At 63.9% G+C, this 22,351-nt stretch carries 22 protein-coding genes; 12 read left to right on the forward strand and 10 right to left on the reverse strand.

Annotated elements, in window-relative coordinates:
* Positions 1 to 4 precede the first annotated feature (4 nt).
* The 3 genes from fixJ to Q8S60_RS04575 all read left to right on the forward strand — a co-directional run bounded on the left by fixJ (position 5) and on the right by Q8S60_RS04575 (position 1,969).
* Complete coding sequence (fixJ, locus tag Q8S60_RS04565) at positions 5 to 631, forward strand: response regulator FixJ (protein WP_305276979.1); 627 nt, start codon at positions 5 to 7, stop codon at positions 629 to 631.
* 109 nt (positions 632 to 740) lie between these two features.
* Positions 741 to 1,106: a response regulator transcription factor gene (locus tag Q8S60_RS04570; protein WP_305276981.1), complete on the forward strand. Its 366-nt coding sequence runs from the start codon at positions 741 to 743 to the stop codon at positions 1,104 to 1,106.
* A gap of 113 nt (positions 1,107 to 1,219) precedes the next feature.
* Entirely contained in the window at positions 1,220 to 1,969 is a 750-nt protein-coding gene (locus tag Q8S60_RS04575) for a helix-turn-helix domain-containing protein (RefSeq protein WP_305276983.1), read from the forward strand.
* A gap of 118 nt (positions 1,970 to 2,087) precedes the next feature.
* Here Q8S60_RS04575 and Q8S60_RS04580 read toward each other — a convergent pair whose 3' ends face one another.
* From Q8S60_RS04580 to Q8S60_RS04590, 3 genes are all read right to left on the reverse strand, one after another.
* A complete protein-coding gene (locus Q8S60_RS04580) occupies positions 2,088 to 2,324 on the reverse strand; it encodes a hypothetical protein (RefSeq protein ID WP_370867282.1) in 237 nt (78 codons plus the stop codon).
* Between the two features lie 121 nt (positions 2,325 to 2,445).
* Positions 2,446 to 4,332 carry an ABC transporter ATP-binding protein gene (locus tag Q8S60_RS04585; protein ID WP_305276985.1) on the reverse strand — a complete coding sequence of 629 codons (1,887 nt, stop codon included), beginning with the start codon at positions 4,330 to 4,332 and terminating at the stop codon, positions 2,446 to 2,448.
* Complete coding sequence (locus Q8S60_RS04590; protein WP_305668391.1) at positions 4,329 to 6,149, reverse strand: ABC transporter ATP-binding protein; 1,821 nt, start codon at positions 6,147 to 6,149, stop codon at positions 4,329 to 4,331. The genes Q8S60_RS04585 and Q8S60_RS04590 overlap by 4 nt, the downstream gene beginning before the upstream one ends.
* 332 nt (positions 6,150 to 6,481) lie before the next feature.
* On the opposite strand from Q8S60_RS04590, the gene Q8S60_RS04595 reads away from it, so the two are divergent.
* The 5 genes from Q8S60_RS04595 to Q8S60_RS04615 all read left to right on the forward strand — a co-directional run bounded on the left by Q8S60_RS04595 (position 6,482) and on the right by Q8S60_RS04615 (position 11,454).
* Positions 6,482 to 7,723 (forward strand): DUF3419 family protein, encoded by a 1,242-nt coding sequence (locus tag Q8S60_RS04595; protein WP_370867303.1) that lies wholly within the window; start codon positions 6,482 to 6,484, stop codon positions 7,721 to 7,723.
* A 5-nt stretch (positions 7,724 to 7,728) separates the two neighbouring features.
* On the forward strand, positions 7,729 to 8,400 hold the full coding sequence (locus Q8S60_RS04600) for a class I SAM-dependent methyltransferase (RefSeq protein WP_305276990.1): 672 nt from the start codon (positions 7,729 to 7,731) through the stop codon (positions 8,398 to 8,400).
* A gap of 97 nt (positions 8,401 to 8,497) precedes the next feature.
* Positions 8,498 to 10,066, forward strand: coding sequence for a murein L,D-transpeptidase (locus tag Q8S60_RS04605; protein ID WP_305276992.1), 1,569 nt, complete (start codon positions 8,498 to 8,500; stop codon positions 10,064 to 10,066).
* A 97-nt stretch (positions 10,067 to 10,163) separates the two neighbouring features.
* A complete protein-coding gene (locus Q8S60_RS04610; protein WP_305276994.1) occupies positions 10,164 to 10,772 on the forward strand; it encodes a DUF882 domain-containing protein in 609 nt (202 codons plus the stop codon).
* A gap of 118 nt (positions 10,773 to 10,890) precedes the next feature.
* Complete coding sequence (locus Q8S60_RS04615) at positions 10,891 to 11,454, forward strand: cytochrome b/b6 domain-containing protein (RefSeq protein ID WP_305668392.1); 564 nt, start codon at positions 10,891 to 10,893, stop codon at positions 11,452 to 11,454.
* Here the strand turns inward: Q8S60_RS04615 and Q8S60_RS04620 are convergent.
* Positions 11,439 to 12,668, reverse strand: a complete 1,230-nt coding sequence (locus Q8S60_RS04620; RefSeq protein WP_305276997.1) for an acyl-CoA dehydrogenase — start codon at positions 12,666 to 12,668, stop codon at positions 11,439 to 11,441. The genes Q8S60_RS04615 and Q8S60_RS04620 overlap by 16 nt on opposite strands.
* A 74-nt stretch (positions 12,669 to 12,742) precedes the next feature.
* The gene (locus Q8S60_RS04625) at positions 12,743 to 13,672 is read right to left on the reverse strand and encodes a LysR family transcriptional regulator (RefSeq protein ID WP_305276999.1); all 930 of its coding nucleotides are present in this window, start codon (positions 13,670 to 13,672) and stop codon (positions 12,743 to 12,745) included.
* Positions 13,673 to 13,769: 97 nt separating this feature from the next.
* Here Q8S60_RS04625 and Q8S60_RS04630 point away from each other — a divergent pair, with 97 nt between their 5' ends.
* A complete protein-coding gene (locus Q8S60_RS04630) occupies positions 13,770 to 14,792 on the forward strand; it encodes an NAD-dependent epimerase/dehydratase family protein (protein WP_305277000.1) in 1,023 nt (340 codons plus the stop codon).
* Between the two features lie 109 nt (positions 14,793 to 14,901).
* Here Q8S60_RS04630 and Q8S60_RS04635 read toward each other — a convergent pair whose 3' ends face one another.
* The 4 genes from Q8S60_RS04635 to Q8S60_RS04650 all read right to left on the reverse strand — a co-directional run bounded on the left by Q8S60_RS04635 (position 14,902) and on the right by Q8S60_RS04650 (position 18,156).
* The gene (locus Q8S60_RS04635; protein ID WP_305277002.1) at positions 14,902 to 15,237 is read right to left on the reverse strand and encodes a DUF3703 domain-containing protein; all 336 of its coding nucleotides are present in this window, start codon (positions 15,235 to 15,237) and stop codon (positions 14,902 to 14,904) included.
* A 29-nt stretch (positions 15,238 to 15,266) separates the two neighbouring features.
* Positions 15,267 to 16,001, reverse strand: coding sequence for an AraC family transcriptional regulator (locus tag Q8S60_RS04640; protein WP_305277003.1), 735 nt, complete (start codon positions 15,999 to 16,001; stop codon positions 15,267 to 15,269).
* Between the two features lie 142 nt (positions 16,002 to 16,143).
* Positions 16,144 to 17,151 carry a nitronate monooxygenase family protein gene (locus tag Q8S60_RS04645; protein WP_305277005.1) on the reverse strand — a complete coding sequence of 336 codons (1,008 nt, stop codon included), beginning with the start codon at positions 17,149 to 17,151 and terminating at the stop codon, positions 16,144 to 16,146.
* A 93-nt stretch (positions 17,152 to 17,244) separates the two neighbouring features.
* Positions 17,245 to 18,156 carry a LysR family transcriptional regulator gene (locus tag Q8S60_RS04650; RefSeq protein WP_305277007.1) on the reverse strand — a complete coding sequence of 304 codons (912 nt, stop codon included), beginning with the start codon at positions 18,154 to 18,156 and terminating at the stop codon, positions 17,245 to 17,247.
* Between the two features lie 225 nt (positions 18,157 to 18,381).
* On the opposite strand from Q8S60_RS04650, the gene Q8S60_RS04655 reads away from it, so the two are divergent.
* Entirely contained in the window at positions 18,382 to 19,380 is a 999-nt protein-coding gene (locus tag Q8S60_RS04655) for a nitronate monooxygenase family protein (protein ID WP_305277009.1), read from the forward strand.
* Between the two features lie 48 nt (positions 19,381 to 19,428).
* Here the strand turns inward: Q8S60_RS04655 and Q8S60_RS04660 are convergent, their stop codons facing one another.
* Entirely contained in the window at positions 19,429 to 20,133 is a 705-nt protein-coding gene (locus Q8S60_RS04660) for a Crp/Fnr family transcriptional regulator (RefSeq protein ID WP_305277011.1), read from the reverse strand.
* 64 nt (positions 20,134 to 20,197) lie between these two features.
* Between Q8S60_RS04660 and Q8S60_RS04665 the strand changes: the two genes are divergently transcribed.
* Both Q8S60_RS04665 and Q8S60_RS04670 read left to right on the forward strand, forming a co-directional pair.
* Positions 20,198 to 21,064: a TauD/TfdA family dioxygenase gene (locus Q8S60_RS04665; RefSeq protein ID WP_305277012.1), complete on the forward strand. Its 867-nt coding sequence runs from the start codon at positions 20,198 to 20,200 to the stop codon at positions 21,062 to 21,064.
* 82 nt (positions 21,065 to 21,146) lie between these two features.
* The gene (locus Q8S60_RS04670; protein WP_305277014.1) at positions 21,147 to 22,016 is read left to right on the forward strand and encodes a TauD/TfdA family dioxygenase; all 870 of its coding nucleotides are present in this window, start codon (positions 21,147 to 21,149) and stop codon (positions 22,014 to 22,016) included.
* Positions 22,017 to 22,351 lie beyond the last annotated feature (335 nt).

Consider the following 22,351-nt stretch of genomic DNA (forward strand, 5'->3'; position numbering starts at 1 on the left):
AACGATGAGGACCGAAGAGACAGTTTTCATCGTCGACGATGATACGGCGGTTCGCGAGTCGCTCCGCGCCCTGCTGGAATCGGCGGCGCTCAATGTGGATGACTTTTCTTCCGCGGCCGCCTTTCTGGGCTCTTATGTACCGCACCGGCCGGGCTGCCTTGTCGTCGATATCCGGATGCCGGACATGGATGGGCTGGAACTTCAGGAGGAGCTCGTTCGCCGCAGCATTGAATTGCCGGTCATCGTCGTCACCGGCCATGCGGATGTTCCCCTCGCCGTGCGGGCGATGAAAGCCGGCGCTGTGGACTTCATCGAGAAGCCCTTTGACGACAATTTGCTGCTCGACGGGATCGGCCGCGCTCTTGAGGCGGGCCGGCAGCGGCGGAGCCATGCCGATTTCTCGCAAGCCGCCAGGACCCGCATCGCCGGCCTCACCCAGCGCGAAAGAGAAGTGCTGGAGCACCTGGTTTCCGGCCAGTCCAACAAGGTGATCGCCTACGAACTCGACATATCCCCCAGGACCGTCGAGGTGCATCGCGCGAACCTGATGGAGAAGATGCGGGCTCGTACACTCTCCGATCTCGTGCGCATGGCGCTGGAAGCGGGCGTCGGCCACGGAGACAAAACCTAGTTAAACTACGTATATAGCGCCACGTGCCGCCGCTCTATTGTCCACAATGGGCAGGGTTGGTCGTTTGGAGGCGGCAGTGAAGTATACGAGTACCTCGACAATCTACATCGTGGACGACGACGATGCTGTGCGCGATTCGATGCGCGCGCTCCTCGAGTCGCATGGCCTGACGGTCCGCGAGTACTCATCCGCGCATCGTTTTCTCGACGATGAAGAGCCTCATGGGCGCGATGGATTCCCCCGGTGTTTGCTGCTCGATCTGCATATGCCGGGCATGGGCGGCGCCGAACTTCTGGAACGGCTGAAAGAAAAAGGCAGCTTCATACCCGTCATCGTCCTTACCGGGCGGGCCGATGTCCCATTGCGGGAACGGGTAGTTCGCGCGGGTGCCCGCGTATTGCTCGAGAAGCCGGTCGACCACGACGATCTGATGCGGGAGATAACACTCTCGCTCGCAGACAAAGCTGCCGACTGACTGCGACTACGGGTATCTACGGATTTTTCCTCCTCTCCCTGCGTGACATGGTTGTTCCGCTGCAGAAGCTAAAAAGCCGCAGCGCTTGAACGCGATGTAAGAGGGGTCTCCGAATGTCCGCCACGCTCGATGCAACCCATTCAATCCGTCCGCGCTACATTCCTGGCTATGCCATCCGCGACGACGTTTCGGCCGAGAGCCGCAGGAAGGGCTTCGCCGACGTTGAGGGCTGGGGCAATGTTTCGGTGCTGCAAAATGCCGGGACGACGCTGAAGGTCGAGCGGGGCAAGACGATTTTTCGCGATGGCGATCTTGCGGAATTTTCCTACCGGGTCATTGGTGGTGCAGTGCGGCTGTGCAAACTGTTTCCTGACGGCCGCCGGCAAATTGTGGATTTCTGTCTTCCCGGAGATTTTTTCGGCTTCGGATCGCCCGACGAATATGCGCTGACCGCCGAAGCGGTAAGCGACGCGACCGTCATCCGTTATTCGCGGAAGCATATCGAACACCTCGGACGAGTGTCGCCGGACTTTCGCGATCATCTGATGGCGCTTCTCCACCGCGGCCTCTCTTCCGCCCAAAACCATCTCTTCATGCTCGGCCGCCAGACGGTCAAGGAACGCGTGACATCGTTTCTGCTGATGATGCTGGATCGTCAGGGACGTGCGGGCGAGAACGGCGACCGGCTGGACCTCCCGATGGGACGCCAGGACATAGCCGACTATCTCGGCCTCACGATCGAGACTGTATGCCGCGCGCTCAGCGACCTGAAGCGCAACGGTGCCATCAAGGCACCCGGTACGAGAGAAATTGTCGTGACGAATGCCACGCTGCTACGGGCGACCGCCGAAGGCGACGCATAGGAATCCGAACCGGACGGCATCTCGATCGCCGCTGCCTTCCCCACCCCCGGCCCTCAGCGGTGATGGAGGGGAGTTCCGCGCAACCGGAACTCCCCTCACATTTTTTGGCCGCGTACTCTCAGCCCGGCTCGCCGGTCGGCAGATCGTCAACCGGTCCGATTGCCGACCGGTCGCGACGGAACAGCGGCTTCGATTGCATGTAAAGCACGAGCAGGCGCGCGAGGGCTTCCAGCGAGTCGAGATGAACCCGTTCATATCCGTGCGACGCATCCAGACCGAAGCAGAGCAGGGCGGTGCGGATGTCGTTGCCGGCTTCCAGCGCTGCCGCGGCGTCGCTGCGATAGTAGCGGAACACGTCGCGCGAATGCTCGATATCGTGCTCCGCGCAAAGGTCGAGAAGGCTCCGCGTTCTCGCCGCGCATTTTTTTAACGCGCGGCAATCCGTAAAGTTCCATACATCGAGGGAGGCTTCAGATTTAGTCGGCGCTGGCCGCTGCGTCTTGCACTTGCAGCTCATACAGCGTCTTGTAGACGCCGCCCTTGGCGATCAGCTCGTCATGGCTGCCGATCTCGCGCACTTCGCCGCCGGCAAGCACGACGATGCGGTCCGCCTCGCGGATCGTCTGCAGCCGGTGCGCGATGATGATGGAGGTGCGCCCCTGCGTGACTTTGGTAAGCGCGTCCTGGATGACGAGTTCGGTTTCCGTGTCGATGCTCGCCGTCGCCTCGTCGAGGATCAGCACTTCCGGGTTCATCGCCAGTACACGGGCGAAGGCCAGAAGTTGCCGCTGACCGTGGCTGAGATTGCGCCCCCGCTCGGTCAGCACCGTGTCGTAACCCTGCGGCAGCGTGCGGATGAAGGGATCGGCATGGACGAGCTTTGCCGCCTCGCGCGCCTTCTCCCGCGTGATGGCGGGATTTCCGAGCGCGATATTGTCGTAAACCGTACCGGAGAAAATGTGGAAGTCCTGCAGCACCACGCCGACACGCCTCCGGATTTCGGAAGGCTCCACATCCATGATGTCGATGCCGTCGATCAGGATCGAGTTCGCGGGCACGTCGTAGAAGCGGCAAAGCAGGCGGATGAGGCTCGTCTTGCCGGAGCCCGTCGGCCCGACGATCGCGATACGTTCGCCCGGCGCGATGTCGAAGCTCACATCGTTGAGGATCGTCGTCCCCGGCGTATAGCCGAAGGTGAGATGGTTGAAGGTGACGCGGCCTGTCAGGTCCTTCGGCAAGGACTTCGGTTCCGCCGGTTCCTGCAGGGCCTCATCCCAATCGAGCGCCTGGAAGATGCGTTCGCAACTCGCCATCGCGCGGAAAACGACGTTCCACTGCTCGCCCATTGCGACGATGGGCCGAAACATCATGTCCGCAAACTGCGCGAACAGAATGACGCTGCCGAGTGTGGCCGCCCCGGCGAACACATGCTGCCCGCCGAACCAGACGATGGCCGCCATGGCGAGAAACGCCATGCTGTCCATCGCCGGGCCGTAATAGCTCTCGATCCGGACCGCGAGATTTTCCTGCGCCCGGTTCTCTTCATTAATGCCGGTATAGCGCTCGAAGTTGATCTGCTCGCGGCCGTAAAGCTGCACCACTTCTATCCCCGACAGGTTCTCCTGCAGGTTCTCGTTGAGTCGCGACATGGTGGAGCGGATACCGCGATAGACCTGCCGCGAAACGATGCGGAAAACCCAGGTCGCCAGCGCGGCAACAGGCAGGAGCAGCATCAGCTCGAATGTAAGCGTCGGATTGAGCGCCAGCATGATCGAGACGGCGACGAAGAAGGGGACGAATTCGCCGAGCAGCACCCCGAAGCCGGCAAGCAGTTCGAACAGCGTCTCGATGTCGTTCGTGAGGCGCGTCATGACGCGGCCGACGGCGACGCGGTCGTAGAAGCTCGACGGCCGCGTTTCGAGATGCGCGAAGAGATCGCGGCGGAGGTCGCGCAGCCCGTTGAGAACCGTGCGCGCCAGCATGACGCGGAAGCCGTGGCCGAATGCCGCCCAGAGCACTGTCCACAATCCGTAAAGAATGCAGGCCGCGACGATCGGATGAAGCGCGAGGAGATCGGCAAGAAATCCGTTGAGCGCCTTCTGACCGAAATCCGGCGCGCCGATATCGGCTGTCGGCAGCAGGATGCCGTCCACGACCACACGGCTGACGACGACCGGCGCGAGCACGGCGGCGCTCGCCGCAAGCAGAACGAAAACGAGGGCAATGATGCCTTGCCGGCGGTAGGGCCGCATCCAGTGCATCAGCCGGACGATGAGGCCGAAATCGAAGCCGCGCGTCTCCATCTCCGCGTCGAAGACGGAATGGTCGCGGGCTTTCGGTTCTGTGGGCGGCAAATCGCTCATGCCTCGCCTCCCGCATTCTCCGCCAGCGTCTGCGCGAGTTCCTCGCGGCGTCCCTGCTGGCGCTCCAGCGTGGCGTAAAGCCCGCCCTTGGCGATCAGCTCCTTGTGGGTGCCGATCTCCGCCACCCGTCCTTCGTCCAGCACGACGATACGGTCGGCATGGCGCGCCGTCGAAACGCGGTGCGAGACCATGACGGTGGTGCGCCCCTGCCGCAGCGTCTTGAGCCGCGACAGGATGAATTCCTCCGTCTCCGTGTCCACGGAAGAGAAGCAGTCGTCGAGCAGCAGCACCGGCGTTTCGCGTATGAGACCGCGCGCGAGGCTCGCACGCTGCTTCTGTCCGCCGGAAAGCGTGACGCCGCGTTCCCCCACCATGGTTTCGAGCCGGTCGGGAAAGCGCCGGATCGTCGCCTCGAGATCCGCGCTCTCCGCCGCGCGCCAGACTTCATCCGTCGCGCGATCCGGATTGTCATAGGAAATATTCTGCGCGATATGCGTCGCGAACAGGAACGGGTCCTGCGGCACCAGCGCCACCTCGCTGCGCACCTGGGCGAGCGGCAGCATGCGGATGTCGCGCCCGTCGAGATAGACGGTGCCGGGCGGCGGATCGAGCAGCCGCACGATGAGCCGCAGCAAGGTCGACTTGCCGGAGCCGACGCGGCCGAGCAGCGCGATCATCTCGCCCTTGCCGATTTCGAGGGACACGTCGTTGAGCGCCGGCCAGCCGCCTTCGCCGCTGCTCGCCGGATGCACATATGAAAGATGATTGAGCGTGATCGATCCGCCGATTTCGTCGAGCGGTGCCGCATCCGGCGCGTCGCCGATCTCCGGCTCGTGGTCGAGGATTTCGAATATGCGCGCCGCCGCCGAGCCGCCGCGCTGGAACAGCGTTACCATCACGCCGCCTTCCTTGATCGGCGCCAGCATCATGTTGAGATAGAAAATGAAGGCCGTGAACGTGCCGAGTGTGATCGCGCCCTCGACGACCTGCATGCCGCCATAGCCGACCACGATCAACGTGGTGAAGCCCGTCGCCACGAGCATCGCGGAGGTGAGGCCCGAATTGAGGAACATCAGCTTGTAGTAGCTGCCCGCATACTGATCGGATGCCGCCTCGAAGCGCGCCACTTCGCGGTCCTCCTGGGCATGAGTCTGGATCGTGCGGATACCGTTGAGGTTTTCCTGCACCTGCGCGGAAAGCGAGGAGAAGCCCTCCTGAACCTGCGTCGACTGCATGAAGATTTTCTTCGCCAGCACCCAACCGATCACCGCGAAGACGGGCAGCGCAGGAAGCAGCAGCAGCGTCAGCGACGGCGACTGGTGAAACATGAAGATGAAGGCGATGATGCCCGAAAAGCCGAGCACGAACAGAAGCCGCGTGCCCATGCCGATCAACTGGCGGATGAGCATGATGTCGTTGATCGCCCGCGCCATCAGGTCGCCGGTCGTATAGCGCGCGAAAAAACGCGGGCCCTGCAACTCCAGATGCCAATAGAGCCGCTGGCGCAGATCGAAAGCCGCGTCGACGCCGACCTCGCGCACATAGCGCCGTCCGAGGTTGAACGCCCAGTAACGGAAGACCATCAGGCCGAGAATTGCGAGGGCGGGAAGTGCGAGCCGCATGTCGCCGGCCGCGATCCGGTCGATGCCCATCTTGAGATAAAGCGGCATGAAAGCTTCGAGCAGGCGCCCGGCATTGATGAGCGACATGCCGCCCCAGAAGCGCCATTTGTGGCGCTGGACGAGGGGCACCAGGCGCCACAAGGGGCTGGCACGGGAGGTGCTGTCCGTCGGCAACGTGCGCGCGCGCGATTCCACGGCTGAAAGTCCGGGGCTTGGCGCGGCTGCGGCCGCGCCGTCATGGGCTGATATCGCCCGGCCTCATGTCCCGGGCAAAGCCGCCGGGGCGGGGCAGGGAGACGATGTTTCCTGGGGTTTTAGCGATCTTGCTCCGACTATACGCCTCTCCATCCGATTCGGAAGCGGCCTTGTCACGCCCCAGTCACACGGGCTTCACACAATCCCTGTAGCAGCACTTCAAGCGGCAGGCCTCCGCCAAGGCGGAAGCCCTCGCGATTCGCGAACGGAGAATAGAGACCTTGTCCGACACCGCAGCCGACGTCCCTTCCGATGCCGTCATCGACAGCGTGATCCCCGCGAGTGGCCGGCACCATGTCCGCCGCCGCCTCGCCGCCGCGGTCCATCGCCACAAGCCGGTGTCGAAGGAGGGCCTCACCGAACGCCTCTTCACCTGGCTCTTCACCGGCCTCGTCTATCCGCAGATATGGGAGGACCCGGCCGTCGACATCGAAGCCATGGCGCTGACCGCGGACACGGCCCCGGACACGCGCATCGTGGCCATCGCCTCCGGCGGCTGCAACGCACTGTCCTACGCCACCGTCTCGCCCGCGCGCATCACGGCACTCGATCTCAACCCGGCTCACGTAGCCCTGGTCAGGCTGAAACTCGCCGGTGCGGCCCATATGCCCGGCTACGATCATTTCTTCCGCTTTTTCGGCCGCGCCGACACGCGCGAGAATCTGGACATCTACAAGCGCTTCCTGAAGGACCGCCTCGACGAGACGACGCGGGCATATTGGGACAAGCGCCCCTTCCACTTCCGCCGCCGTATCGCGCTCTTCGCGCGCGGCTTCTACCGCCACGGGCTGCTCGGCCATTTCATCGGTGCGGCGCATCTGGCCGCGAGGCTCTATGGCGTCTCCTTCCGCGCCCTGCTCGCCGCGCCGACGCTGGAAAGCCAGCGCCGCTTCTTCGACGAAAAGCTTGCGCCTCTCTTCGAGCGCAAGACCATTGCCTGGTTGACGGACAAACCCTCGACTCTTTACGGCCTCGGTATTCCGCCGGCGCAGTATGAAGCGCTCGCGGGCGGCCGCGAAATGCGGCTCGTGCTGCGGGAGCGGCTCGAACGTCTCACCTGCGGCTTTCCCCTGAGCGAAAACTATTTCGCCTGGCAGGCTTTCGCCCGCGCCTATGCGCCGGATGGCAACGGCCCGTTGCCGCCCTACCTGCAACGCGAGAATTTCGCGGCGCTTCAGGCCCATGCCGGCCGCGTGGAGGTGCTGAACGCTTCCTTCGCCGACTATTTGCGCGACGAGGACGAGGCGAGCGCCGACCGCTACGTCCTTCTCGACGCACAGGACTGGATGACCGACGAACAGTTGAACGACCTCTGGTCGCAAATCACCCGCACGGCGCGGCCGGGCGCCCGCGTCATCTTCCGCACCGCCGCCGAACCGTCGCTGCTGCCGGGCCGCGTGGACGAGGCAATTCTCGCGCGCTGGGAATACCGTGCCGAAGAGTCGCTCGCCTTCACCGCCCGTGACCGCTCCTCGATCTATGGCGGCTTCCATCTCTATGTATTGAAGGATTGAGCGGCATGAGCGCCGTCGGACATGGCGAACAGGATCACGGCCGGTTGATGGACCGGGTCTACCGCCGGCAGCGCCATTTCTACGATCTGACGCGCCGCTACTATCTGCTCGGCCGCGACCGCCTGATTGCCGGCCTCGCGCCCTCGCCCGGCGGCACCGTGCTTGAAGTCGGCTGTGGCACGGGGCGCAACCTCGTCCAGGCGGCGAGGCTCCATCCGCAGGCCGAACTTTACGGCATGGATATTTCGCACGAGATGCTCGCCAGCGCCCACCGCGCCGCGACGCGGGCGAACGCCTCCGCCGTTATCCGCCTCGCTTGGGGCGACGCCACGCGCTTCAATCCCTACGCATCCTTCGGTGTCAGCCGCTTCGACCGCATCTACATGTCCTACACGCTGTCGATGATCCCGGATTGGCAGGCGACGCTGGCACAGGCGATCTGCAATCTCGCACCGGGCGGCAGTCTTCATATCGTGGATTTCGGCCAGCAGGAGCGACTGCCGCGCTGGTTCCGGGCGGTCCTCCGCGCATGGCTCGCGAAATTTCATGTCAGCCCGCGCGGCGAACTCGACCGCGTCCTCCACGCTCTCGCGCAGAAGCTCGGCGCGGAACTGGATTTCCGCCCCCTCTACCGGGGCTACGCCTGGTACGCGGTGCTGAAACTGCCCGGCGCCTGATCGCCTGCGGCGACGATGCCTCTCGCCATCCCTGCTCCTTCCGATTACATCTGGAAAAGATGAGGGCTCCGCGCCCGTCGTCGGAAGGTGAGGCGTCGTGACCAATCGGCAAGGCAGGCAGGGAGGACAGTGGCTTGCGATGATCGCGGGCGGATTGCTCGCCGTCTTGGCCGCTTTGGCGCCGGGCCGCGCGGAAGCCCGATGCGAAGACCCGCTCGCGCGCCTTGAGAGTGTTGGGCCTCTCCTTGACGGCATTGGCGACATCGCGGGTTTGAAAGAATTGTACGGCCTGTGGGGGCCGGAATGCGCATGGAATGCCGAGGCGGCATCGGTGCTGACCGCTATTTTGCGCCGCGTGGACGAACACGGTCTTCCGCCCTCCGCTTTTCTCATGGACCGGCTGGAGCGCGGGCAGCGCACAGACGACGTAGAGCGCGACCTGCTGCTCACCGCCGCCGCCTTGCGCTATGCCCAGGTCATGCGCTCGGGCCGCATCGACCTTGCGCGTCTCTATGGCGACGTCGCCATTCATCGCTGGAGCGTCGGCGGGGCGCCGGAACTGGCGGCGGCATTGCGAAGCGGCAACCTGCGGCACTGGCTGGAAGCTCTGCCGCCCGCGCAGCCGGAATACGGAGGGCTGGTGCAAGGCCTGGCATCCTATCGCGCCCTCGCGGCGCGCGGCGGCTGGCCCATGCTGAGCTTGCCGGACGGCAAGAGATCGCTGAAGCCGGACGAAACAAGCCCGCTCGTGCCGGAATTGCGCGCCCGGCTGCTTATCGCCGGCGATATCGAATCCGCCGATGGGACCGAGACGTTCGACGCTGACACTGTGGCCGCAGTTCGCCGCTTCCAGGCGCGCCACGGGCTGCTTGTCGACGGTATTGTCGGCCGCGACACGCTGGCGGCGTTGAATGTATCCGCCGCCGTCCGCGCGGAACAGATCGCGCTCAACATGGAGCGCTGGCGCTTCATGTCTCATGCCATGCCGCCCACGCGGATTGAAGTCAACAGCGCGGCTGCGGATGCGGTCGTGATGAGGGACGGTGAGGTTCTCTTCCGCATGAAGACGATCGTCGGCACGAAGGTCACGCCGACGCCGATGCTCGCCAGCGCCATCATGCGTGTCATCGTCAATCCGCCCTGGGTCGTGCCCCATTCGATCTATCGCGGCGAGATTGCGCCCGCCATCGCGCGCGATCCGGATTATCTCCGCAAGCACGACATGGCCTGGCAGGGCGCTCATGTTGTGCAGGCGCCAGGACCGGGAAATGCGCTGGGCCGGCTGAAATTCGAATTCCCGAGTCCCTTTGCGGTCTACCTGCACGACACAAACGCACCATCGCTCTTTGCCACCGAAAACCGCTTCCGCAGCCATGGCTGCATCAGGGTCGAGAGGCCGACGGAGCTTGCACTTCATCTGCTCGCGCCCTCCGGCTGGTCGCGCGAAAGACTCGAGACGCTGATCGCGGCGGAAGAGACGGTCGCTGTGCCTGTTGGACCGCCGATGCCGGTCGTCGTCGCCTATTGGACGGCCTTCGTCCAGCCCGACGGTACGGTCGAGTTCCGCGACGACATCTACGGCCGGGACGCGGCGTTAAAGGCGGCACTGGAGAGCGCGGCCCCGCGGCCTCCTGTTTTCGAAGCTTCGGGTGACTGTGGAGCGTGATCCGCTCTTTCCATAATAGTTCATGAAGATCAATAACTTGACCTTCTTCGCATGATCCTCAGAATGCCGGAGTTCTACAGTTTTCAAGAGGGGAATTATGGTATCTCAAGTAACGCGGCGCGGCCTGCTTGGGCTCGGCGTCGCCGCGGCGGCTGCCGCCTTGGCCGAGCCTGTCCTCGCGTCGCCGCGCCTGCCGCTCCTGCGGCCAGATCCGGCGAAAGCCGTATCCGGCGTGCAGCTTCGCGGCGGCGCCCGTGAACTCCGCCTCGTCAATACGCATACGGATGAAAGCCTGAAGATCGTCTACTGGGCGGATGGCCGCTTCGAGCCCGAAGCGCTGAAGGAAATAAGCCGGCTGATGCGCGACCATCGCTCGGGGGAAGCGCATGAGATCGACGCCGCGCTGCTCGACACGCTTTACGCCTTGCGGTTGAAGCTCGATACGAACGAGAACTTCCAGATTATTTCGGGCTATCGCTCGCCCGCGACCAACGCAAGCATGCGCGAGGCGAACGCCGGTGTCGCGAAGAAGAGCTATCACATGCGCGGCATGGCGGTAGATATCCGCGTGCCGGGCCGCGAACTGCCGCGGTTGCGCAATGCCGCGCTCGACATCGGTCATGGCGGCGTCGGGTATTATCCGCGCTCGGATTTCATTCACATCGACGTGGGCCCTGTCCGCCAGTGGGGGACGCGCAGCGCCTGAATCCATTGCGGATGAAGGTGCAAATGAGTAGCGGCGCGTCTGCGACAAGATGCAGGATGGCCACGTCTCATGCGGGACGAGCATATTCGAACCGGGGTTCGAATATGGTTGGTTTCAAATGTCGGTGTTTCACAGGATTCGGCTCTATCACGCTGCGCTCGCCATTCTCGTCGCCGCGGCTTATCTCACGGGCGACGAACTTGACGACCTGCATATCTGGCTCGGATATGCCGTCGCCGCCGTCATCCTGTTTCGGGTTCTCTGGGCGGCAATCGGTCCGCGGCAGCTCGGCATCTCCCGGCTCTTTCCCGATCTGACGGAGCTTGCGAAAGTCCGGCGCCTCAATCATCCGATGATAAGCCGGACGCTTCTCGCCGGTATCGTCATCAATCTTCTGCTGGCGACTGGAACGGGGCTCCTGATGGAACCGTCGCCAATCGGACAACTTGCGGCTGAGATGTCGATCGCACCGGCCTTCGCGGATGACGACCGGGAGCGCGAGCACGACCGGGACGGCAAGAAGAACGAAGCGCTCGAGGAAGTTCACGAGACGACAGCGAACCTTCTGGTTCTCTTCGTCGCCTTGCACGTGGCTTATCTTCTCGCCTTCAAGCGGCCCATGGCGCTGTTCATGCTCTTCCTGCGCGAGGCAGGCGCACCCGTCGCTCAGAAGAAAGCCTGAATGCCCGTCTGCTCGCGGCCGAGGATCAGCGCATGGACATCATGCGTGCCCTCATAGGTGTTCACCGCTTCGAGGTTCATGACGTGGCGGATGACGTGATACTCGTCCGAAACGCCATTGCCGCCATGCATGTCGCGAGCGACGCGGGCGATGTCCAGCGCCTTGCCGCAATTGTTGCGCTTCATCAGGGAGATGGAGGCGGGCGCTGCCGTCCCGGCGTCGAACATCCGGCCGAGTTGCAGGCAACCCTGCAGCCCGAGCGTGATTTCCGTCTGCATGTCGGCGAGCTTCTTCTGGACGAGCTGGTTCGCGGCGAGCGGCCGGCCGAATTGCTTGCGGTCGAGCGTATATTGCCTGGCCGCATGCCAGCAGAATTCCGCCGCGCCCATCGCGCCCCAGGCGATGCCGTAGCGCGCCCGGTTGAGGCAGCCGAAGGGACCGGCAAGCCCGCGCACATTCGGCAGCAGGTTCTCGTCCGGCACGAAGACATCCTGCAATGAAATCTCGCCGGTGATCGACGCGCGCAAGCTGAACTTGCCCTCGATCTTCGGCGTCTCGAAACCCTTGAAGCCGCGCTCGACCACAAAGCCTCGGATCACATCGTCTTCCGTCTTCGCCCAGACGACCGCGAGATCGGAAATCGGAGCATTGGTGATCCACATCTTTGCGCCGTTCAGCACATAGCCGCCATCGACCTTCTTCGCCCGCGTCTTCATGGAGCCCGGATCGGAGCCGTGATCGGGCTCGGTCAGGCCGAAACAGCCGACCCATTCGCCGGTCGCGAGCTTCGGCAGATATTTTTCGCGCTGCGCTTCGGTGCCATAGGCATAGATCGGGTGCATGACGAGCGAGGATTGCACGCTCATCGCCGAGCGATAGCCGCTGTCGACGCGCTCCACCTCTCGCGCGGCGAGCCCGTAGCAGACATAGGAGAGCCCCGCGCAACCGTATTTCTCCGGCAGCGTCAGCCCGAGCATGCCCTGCGCGCCCATCTCGTTCATGATCTCGCGATGGAAAATCTCGTGCCGGTTCGCTTCCTTCACCCGCGTGAAAAGCTTCTCCTCGCAATAGGCGCGCGCGCTGTCGCGCACCATGCGTTCTTCCTCGGTGAGCTGTTCGTCCAGCAGCAACGGGTCCTGCCAGTTGAAGGAGGCGAGCGGCGGATTGGGCTTCTCGCCGGATTTCGCGGGGCTGGCTTCGGCGGCTTTGCTCATGGGGAAGTCCTCGGGACGCAAGGGAAGGCTGGTTCGCGATTGATATAGCAGGGCAGGGCCCGGCGGGCGATAGCCTACTTGGCCGCCGCTTTTTTCGCGGGTTCCCGCATGCCGTGCCGGACATAGGCGCTCATTTCCTCGGCCAGATGGTCGAACATCAGCCGCATCCGCCGGCTCGTCTTCAAATCCTCATGCATGGCGATCCAGACATCGAGCTCGAACTCGATCGCCCCCGGCAGCACCGGTACGAGATCGGGATAGCGGAGCGCGAGCGGGTACTGGCACATGCCGAAACCCACCCCGGCCCTGAGCGCCGCAAACTGCCCGACATCGCTGTCGCAGCGGAACGCGAACAGCTCGCGGCTGAGCGGAAAGCCGCCGAGGTCCTTCAGCCGCCGGATCGAGGATTCCCGGTCGAAACCGATGATCGGGTATTGCGTGAGGTCCTCGACCGATTGGGGCATGCCGAAGCGCTGGATCAGGTTCCTGTGGGCATGGAGACCGAGCCCGATCGTGCCGCATTTCCGCGCCACGAGGGAGGATTGCGTCGGCCGGATCATGCGAATGGCGATGTCGGCGTCGCGGCGGATGAGGTCGTCCGTCCGGTTCGACAGCACGAGCTCGATGGCGATGCGCGGATGCTTCTCGCAAAAGGCGGCGAGGATCGGCGGCAGCACCTCGGTGCCGATCATCTCGCTTGCGGTGATGCGGACCGTCCCCCGGTCTTCCTCCGCCTGGCCGGAAGCCGCCCGCTGCAGCGCCTCCGCCGCCATCGACATGGCCTCGGCATGAGGCACCAGCGACAGGGCCGCTTCCGTCGGCGCGAGGCCGCCCTGCGAGCGGGTGAAGAGGCCGACGCCGAGCGCCTCTTCCAGCGCATCCACATGCCGCCCCACGGTCGGCTGCGTCAGGCCAAGCTGCCGCGCCGCGCCCGAAAGGCTCCCCTCCCGCACGACCGCAAGGAAGGACCGGTAAAGCTCCCAGCCGGGTTGTTCGTTGTTCATACAAAAACGTATATCAGATAGGAATATTTAGGCAATTCATATTCATACGTGAATACACCATTCTCCAGCCAACGAAACGGCGAACCGGAGAAAGACAATGACCTCCACGGCCCTCATCCTCGGCGCGACAGGCGGCTTCGGCGGCGAAACGGCGCTGGCGCTCCACCGCCACGGCTGGCAGATCCGCGCCCTTCACCGCAATCCGAAAGCCGCCGCCCGCGCCCTGTCCGACATGCCCTTCATCGACTGGGTGAAGGGTGACGCCATGAACGCCGGAGACGTCCGCGCCGCCGCCGTGAATGTTGATGTGATCGTCCATGCCGTGAACCCGCCCGGCTACCGCAACTGGGGCGGTACCGTCCTCCCCATGATCGGCAACACGATCGCCGCTGCGAAAGAAGCGGGCGCCCGCATCGTCTTCCCCGGCACCGTCTATAATTTCGGGCCGGATGTCTTCCCGCTTCTCGCCGAAACCTCGCCGCAAAATCCGAAGACGCGCAAAGGCGCCCTCCGCGTCGAGATGGAACGCCGCCTTCGCGCCGCCTCGGAAGAGGGCGTGCCCGTGCTGATCCTGCGCGGCGGCGATTTCTTCGGCGGCCGCAATGCCGCCAACAACTGGTTCGCGCAGGGCCTCGTGACGCCCGGCAAGCGGCTGCGTTCCGTCACCTATCCGGGCCCGCATCGTGTCGGCCACAACTGGGCTTATCTGCCGGACATGGCGGAGACGGTGGCGCGGCTGCTGTTGTGCGCGGATGAGCTGAAACCCTTCGAGGTCTTCCACTTCGGCGGCCATTGGCTTGAGCAAGGCATCGAGATGGCGGACGCCGTCCGCTTCGCCGCCCGCAAGCCGGACCTCCCCGTGAAGCGTCTCCCCTGGTTCGCGCTCACGCTTCTCTCGCCCTTCGTCGAGACGTTCCGCGAGATGCGCGAGATGCGTTACCTCTGGAAAAAATCCGTGAAGCTCGATAATGCGAAACTCGTCGCCTTTCTCGGCCACGAGCCCCACACGCCTCTCGACATCGCCGTCCGCGCGACGCTCGCCGGCCTCGGCTGCATCGATATGGCGGACCCCTCCTCCCGTCCCGCAACCCTCTCCCTCACAGAAGGAACGATCCGATGACCCGCATGAACCGCATCGAACGCATGTTCAACGTCCTCGTCCTCACCACTCTCGCGCTCTACGTCATGAGCTTCCTGCACGAGACGGCCGGGCAATACCTGGTCTGAGGCTATTGGAAGTAGCGTGCCAGATCGTCGGGGATCGGCATGGGTTTCACGGGGCTCACATTCGCACGGCCTGTATTGCCGAGCGGCACGGCACCCACCAGAGATCCCGCCGAACCGGCGATCCTGACGATCTGGCCTCTGACTTCCTTCCGGTCGCCCTTGCGCCAGCCCGCCTTCAGCATCCAGTAGTGGCTGACGACATGCGGAATATAGTTGCGCTGCCCGAGTATATGCGCGCGTTCGAGGCGCGAGAGGCAGCCGTCATAATCGCCCGCCCGATAGAGACGCTTCGCCGCCGCCATTTCGGTCTCGTAAGCCGCGCGCAGTTCCTTCCGCATATCGTGCCCTTTCCGGTTGCGGATGAAACCTAGGCGCCGCCGCCTTTCGGTACTTGAACAAACCGGCTGTGGCGGACGACGGCGAAGGGATTGATGCCGAACATTTTCTGACAGGTCCGGCTGAGATGGGCGGAATCGGAAAAGCCCGCCGCATGGGCCGCCTCGGTGAGCGTCGCGCCTGCCATCGCCCTGTCCATCGCATCGTTGAGCCGCAGCCACAGCAGATAACGCCGGATCGGCACGCCGGTCTGCTCCTTGAAGATATGCGTCAGACGGCTGTCCGAAAGCCCCACCTCCTTCGCCAGTTCGCGGAGCGTCACCCGCTTTTCCGGCAATGCGCGCAGGTGGTCGAGAAGCGCCGCGATCCGCACGTCCATCGGTGGCAAAGGCTCCATGTCCGGCACGAGCTCCCGCGCGAGATCGCCCAGGATCGAGGCTGGTTCATCAGGGGCGGGCCGGGCAAGCAGCGCCCTTGCGGCGCCGGCAATATGCGGGGGCAGGGTGACGAAAGCGCTGTTCTCCAGCCAGCGCATCCCGATCCGTCGCGCGTGGACCTCTTCGGGTTCGAGAAGAAGCACGGCCACTTCCATGCCTCTGCTGTCCAGCCGGTGGAGAATATCGGATCCCGCCACAACGCCTTCCGCCCGAACGGATCGCCCGTCGCATTCGAAATCGAAAGCGCCGTCGAGCCCGATGGAAATTTGAAGCGCGTGGTGGCGATGCGGCGCAACGTCGATCGTCTCGCCCCGAATGAGGATCGACATGTCCCGTCTGGACACACGCAGTCCGGAAATCGCGCGGCGTTCACCCATGCCTTATTGATCGCGATGGGGAGTGAAATGGCAAGGCTGTGAAAACGGCGGCGGAATCCGTTCCGCCGCCGTCCTGTGCCGAAAAGCCGGAGCTTTACTCTGCTGCCGCCCTCGAAGCCGTCAGCGCTTCCGCCGGCATCCGCTCCGCGAATTCGCGGCAGGCCTGCACATATTCGCGCTTCAGCCGGTCCACGAGTTCCTGCACGGGCGGCGCGTCGACGATCTGGCCGATGCCCTGGCCGGAGCCCCAGATGTCCTTCCACGCCTTCTGCTTCATGTTGCCGCCCGAGCCGAAATTCATCTTCGACTTGTCGGCTTCCGGCAAATTGTGGGGATCGAGCCCCGCCGCCGCGACGGACGGCGCGAGATAATTGCCGTGCACGCCGGTAAAGAGGTTCGTGTAGACGATATCCTCTGCCGCATACTGGACAAGATGATCCTTGTACGCCTGATCGGCGTTCGCCTCGGCCGTGGCCACGAACCGCGTGCCCATATAGGCGAGGTCGGCACCCATCGCGAGCGCGCCCGCGATGCCCCAGCCGTCGCTGAGTGCGCCGGACAGGATCACGGTTCCCTTGAACCACTGCTTCACCTCGCGCACCAGCGCGAAGGGCGACAGCGTGCCCGCATGTCCGCCCGCACCCGCGCAGACGAGGATCAGCCCGTCCACGCCCTGTTCCGCCGCCTTCTTCGCATGCTTCACATTGATGACGTCGTGGAAGACCTTGCCGCCATAGGTATGCGCCGCGTCGATCACCTCGGCCGGCGGGCGGAGCGACGTGATGATGATCGGCACTTCGAGCTTCGTGCAGACGTCGATGTCATGTGCCAGCCGGTCGTTCGAGGCATGGCAGATCTGGTTGACCGCGAAAGGCGCAACCTTCTTCTCGGGATGCTTCGCCTGGTATTCGCCAAGCTCGCCCTTGATCCGCGTGATCCACTCTTCCAGTACATGTGCCGGCCGCGCATTGAGCGCCGGGAACGAGCCGACGATGCCCGCCTTGCACTGCGCGATCACCAGCTCCGGGCCGGAAACGATGAAGAGCGGAGACCCGATGACGGGTATCTCCAGGCTGTTTTTCAGAATGTCGGGTAGCGCCATGTCGGTGTCCTCCGCAAATTCACTGTGCTCAATATGGACCGGATCACGCTGTTATGCCTGTTCAGCGCTGAATGCCGGGGTGTTCGGATACGTTCAGGTAATATTGCGTCCCGCCAGCCGGTCGCGGTCCACCTTCGCCTTCTCGCCGAGGAAATCGATGACGGCGCGCACGGGCGCGGTATCGCGCAGGTCGGGATGCGCGAGCAGCCACATCTCCGTGCCGTTGGCGAGCTTCTGCGGCGCGATGCGGATGAGGTCGTCATAATGGTCGCCGGTCAGGCAGACCAGCGTCGAGATGCCGACACCCGCCCTGACCGCTTGTACGAGATCGGCGTCCGAGAAACAGCGCAGCGCCACCCGCGCGCCCTGCGTCACATGCGCGAGCCAGTCGGCGAGTTCCACTTCCGCCGCCCGTCCGCCGAAGCCGATGATCCGGTGCTCTTTCCATTCCTCGCGCTTCGAGGGCAGGCCAAAGCGTTCCGCATAGGAGCGCGACGCATAGAAGCCGACGCCGATGCGGCCGATCTTGCGGCCCACCACGTTCTCGCGCCCCGGCCCATAGGGCCGGATCACGATGTCGGCGTCGCGCCGCTTCACCGAAACCTGCGTCACCTCGTTCACGATCTCGATTTCGATGCCGGGGTGCCGCGCCGCGAATTCGTCGAGATAGGGCATGAACCAGTAGGAAGCGATGCTGTGCGGAATGGCGACGCGCACCAGCCCCTGCGCCTGGCCGTCCTCGCTCGATGCCGCATGCAGCGCGCGCTCGGCGGCAAGCGACATCGGCTCCACTTCCGCGCGCAATCGCTCGCCCGCGCCCGTCAGCGCATAGCCGGTCGGCTCCCGCACGAAAAGCTTGGTACCGAGCCGCTTCTCCAGCGTCGCGATGTGGCGGCCGACGGTGGCGTGGCTGAGCTTCAGCCGCCGGCCCGCGCCGGAAAGGCTCTGCGTATCCACCACCGCGAGGAAAATGCGATAGGCGTCCCAATTGGCGTCGTTGTTCATGGCTGAACAATCCATTGTCCGATCTTGTCGCGGCAGACTGCGCCGGTTTTTCGCTCTTTTCAAGAACTTGCGAAGCCTTGGGAGACGCTGCGGCAACGTGTTTTTGCCGTCGTCCCCGCCGATTCCCGGCGTGCAATGCCGATCCGCCTTCTGCTAAAACAGCGCCATACAAGGAATTAGGGAGGTCCGGCACCGAACGCCCGGACCGGCAGAGGGAGAGACGACGTGCTCAAAACCAGATTCACGGAAATGTTCGGGGTCGATCACCCCATCGTGCAGGGCGGCATGCAGTGGGTGGGCCGCGCCGAACTCGTCGCGGCGGTCGCGAATGCCGGCGCGCTCGGTTTCATCACCGCGCTGACGCAGCCGACGCCGGAAGACCTCGTGAAGGAAATCGCGAAGTGCAAGGGCCTCACCGACCGGCCCTTCGGCGTCAATCTCACCATCCTGCCGGCGCTGAAGCCGCCGCCCTATGCCGAATACCGCCAGGCGATCATCGAGTCCGGCGTGAAGATCGTGGAAACCGCGGGCTACAAGCCGCAGGAACACGTCAATCACTTCAAGGAACACGGCATCAAGGTCATCCACAAATGCACAGCCGTCCGCCACGCGCTCTCTGCCGAGCGCATGGGCGTCGATGCTATTTCGATCGACGGCTTCGAATGCGCCGGCCATCCGGGCGAGGATGACATTCCGGGCCTGATCCTCATTCCCGCCGCCGCCGACAAGGTGAAAATCCCGATGATCGCGTCGGGCGGTTTCGGCGATGCGCGCGGCCTCGTCGCCGCGCTCGCGCTCGGCGCCGAAGGCGTCAACATGGGCACGCGCTTCATGTGCACCAAGGAAAGCGCCATCCACCAGAAGGTGAAGGAACAGATCGTCGCCAATGACGAACGCTCGACCGATCTCATCTTCCGCACACTGCACAACACGGCCCGCGTCGCGAGAAACGCCGTCAGCCAGGAAGTCGTGGAAATCGAAAAGAAGGGCGGCGCCAAGATCGAGGACATCGCCCATCTCGTCGCGGGCGCGCGCGGCCGCGTCGTCTACGAGCAGGGCGATCCCGATTACGGCATCTGGTCGGCCGGCATGGTGCAGGGCCTGATCCACGACATCCCGTCCTGCCAGGAACTCGTGACCCGCATGGTCTCGGAAGCCGAAGCCATCATCAAGACCCGCCTCAACCGCATGGCCGGCATCTCGGTGGCGCAGGCCGCGGAATAATCCGCCTCCACGAAACAAAAGCCCGCGCCGGAAACGGCGCGGGCTTTTTCATGGGCGCTCCGCCGCCGCCAACCGCCTCAACGCCGCCGCATCGCGAATACCGATCTCCCGGTAGCCAAGCGCGACCACCCCCCGCCTCTCGAAATCCCTCAATATGAGATTGACTGTCTTCCGCGACAGGCCGGCCATTTCGGCAAGCTCATCCTGGCGTATCGGCAGCGTGGCGGTGCCGTCTTCATTGGCCCATACGGCCGCATAGGCCTGCAGCCGCGATGCAACCTGCGTCTGCGGCGGCAGGCGCGATCGTTCCGCGAGCACCTTCACCGCCCATGTGAGCTGCTCGGTCGCCAGTTCCGCGAAATGCAGCCAGAGCGACGGCAGGTCGCGGGCAATCGCCGCCAGTGCCTGCTGCGGAATGAAAATGATCTCCGAGCGTTCATGCGCCACCGCCGTGGTGACGCGCCGCCCGCCGAGTACCTGCGCGGCATAGCCGAAGATTGAACTGGGCCCGGAAATATTGACGGGCACGTCCTCGCCATTGTCGAGCGCCACATAGGTCGTCACGGAGCCGCTGAGCACGCCATAGAGACCGTGCGCCTCGTCGCCCGCATCGTAGATCCAATGCCCCGCTTCCACCGTCGAAACCTGCGCATGGGCGACAAGCTTGCGCCGCAGTTCGGCCGGACGCCGCGCGAACCAGTAGTTCCGCCCGAGCATGGCCGCCACGCGTTCGGAGGTTGGGGTCTTTTCCATGATCTAAGCCCTAATTGTTACTTCCGTAACAATCTATACTCCGCACAGGCTTAGCCTCAACCCCATGACCGGCAAACCGGCGCTTCACGTGGAGGAAATCATGGGTGCGATCGAAGTACGGAAAATGACGGGCGGCTGCGGCGCCGAAGTGCTTGGCGTCGATCTGGCGAAGCTTGGCAACTCGGACATGGAGGCCGTGCGGCAGGCCTATGTCGACTACGGCGTCGTCTTCTTCCGCGACCAGAACCTCACACCCGAGGATCACATCGCCTTCGCGCGCCGCTGGGGCGAGATCGACATCAACAAGTTCTTCACGCCGACGCAAAATCCGCTCATCGCCGAGGTGCGGAAGGAGAAGGATCAGACCGTCAATATCGGCGGCGGCTGGCACACGGATCATTCCTACGACATCGAACCCGCAATGGGCTCCGTGCTCGTGGCGCGCGAACTCCCGGACGAGGGCGGCGACACACTGTTCGCCAGCATGTATGCCGCTTACGACGCGCTGACGCCGGGCCTGAAGAAAACGCTGGAGGGCCTGCGCGCCGTCCATTCCAACGCGCATGTGTTCGGCGCCGCCGGCTTCTACAAGAACAGCGATCAGGGCAAGGGCTTCAAGGGCGAAAATCTCGTCAGCGAGGCGGTTCACCCCGTCGTCGTCACGCATCCGCTGAGCGGCAAGAAGGCGCTCTACGTCAATCCCGCTTTCACCACCCATTTCGAGGGCTGGAGCTGGCTGGAGAGCAAGCCGCTCCTCGACTATCTCTTCGCCCATGCGGTGCGGCCCGAATTCACCTGCCGCTTCCAGTGGCGCGACGGTTCGGTCGCCTTCTGGGACAACCGGGCCACCTGGCACTACGCCGTCAACGACTATCACGGCGACAAGCGCCTGATGCACCGCATCACCATCGCGGGCGCGCCGCTGCAATAGGTCCCCTGCAATAGGTTTTGCCGGGCGAGCCGATGTGGCAATCTCTCCCGAAAGCTCCACGAAGGGAGCAGGGGAGGGAACCATGTCGCAAGCCGCCGCGAAACCGCGCAACATCCATGTGACGCCGAACGCCACCGGCTTCGGCGCCGAAATCACCGGCCTCGATCTTTCGCGGCCGCTGCCGCCCGAGGTGCTGGCGGAAGTGAAACAGGCATGGGCGGACCACGCCGTCGTCTGGTTTCCCGATCAGCCGCTCACGCATGATGAGCTCGAAGCCTTCACGCTCCAGATCGGCCCCTTCGGCCACGATCCCTTCATCGCGCCGATGGAAGGCCGTCCGCATATCCTGGAGCTTCGCCGCGAGCCGGATGAGAAGGCGCGGAATTTCGGCGCCGGCTGGCATTCCGACTGGAGCTTCCAGCACGAGCCGCCCGCCGCGACCCTCCTTCATTCCAAGGTGACGCCCCCCGTCGGCGGCGACACGCTCTATGCGGATTGCACGCGCGCATACGACGCACTCTCGGACGTGATGAAGAAGATGCTCGCCGGCCTCACCGCCATTCACAGTGCAGCGCTTCCCTACGGCACCAAGGGCATCTTCGCGCAGGAAAAAGAACAACGGACAATGAAAATCATTGTCAGCAAGGAAGCGGAAAAGACCTGCCCGCATCCGCTCATCCGCACGCATCCCGTGACGGGCCGCAAGGCGCTTTACGTCAGCCCCGTCTATACCGTCGGCATCGAAGGCATGACGCATGAGGAGTCCGCCGCCATTCTCGGTTTCCTTTACACCCACATGACGAAGGACGAATTCGTCTACCGCCACAAATGGCGCGAGAACATGCTCACCATGTGGGACAACCGCTGCACGCTGCATTTCGCCGACGGCGGCTATGACGGTCATCTGCGTGTCATGCACCGCACGACTGTCGCTGGTGATGTTCCGCATTAATTGATTGCGGCGGGAAACTGCCCATTTTCAGGGCACCTGTCCCGCTGCGGGACAGGCAGTAGAATCATGCGTCTACGGACGAATCTGCTTTCAATAAAAACCGCCCTGCACTAATCTCGGTCCGTCGGTGATCGCCCGGCGACACTGCCCCCAGCCCCGACGGGCGGGACCCGATAGCTGTTCCATGCTGAACTGTTGAGTGCATACGCGGAAGCCGATGCGGATCTGCCTTCCGTCCGCTCCGGTCTCCGATGAACGACGCGTTGGCGCGCGCCCCGAGCGCACCGGCGCGGCGGATGCGGAAAGTGTTGCCGGCGACCCCTTGCCCCCCCAAC

Source organism: Parvibaculum sp., from assembly GCF_030694575.1.
Classification (GTDB): Bacteria; Pseudomonadota; Alphaproteobacteria; order Parvibaculales; family Parvibaculaceae; genus Parvibaculum.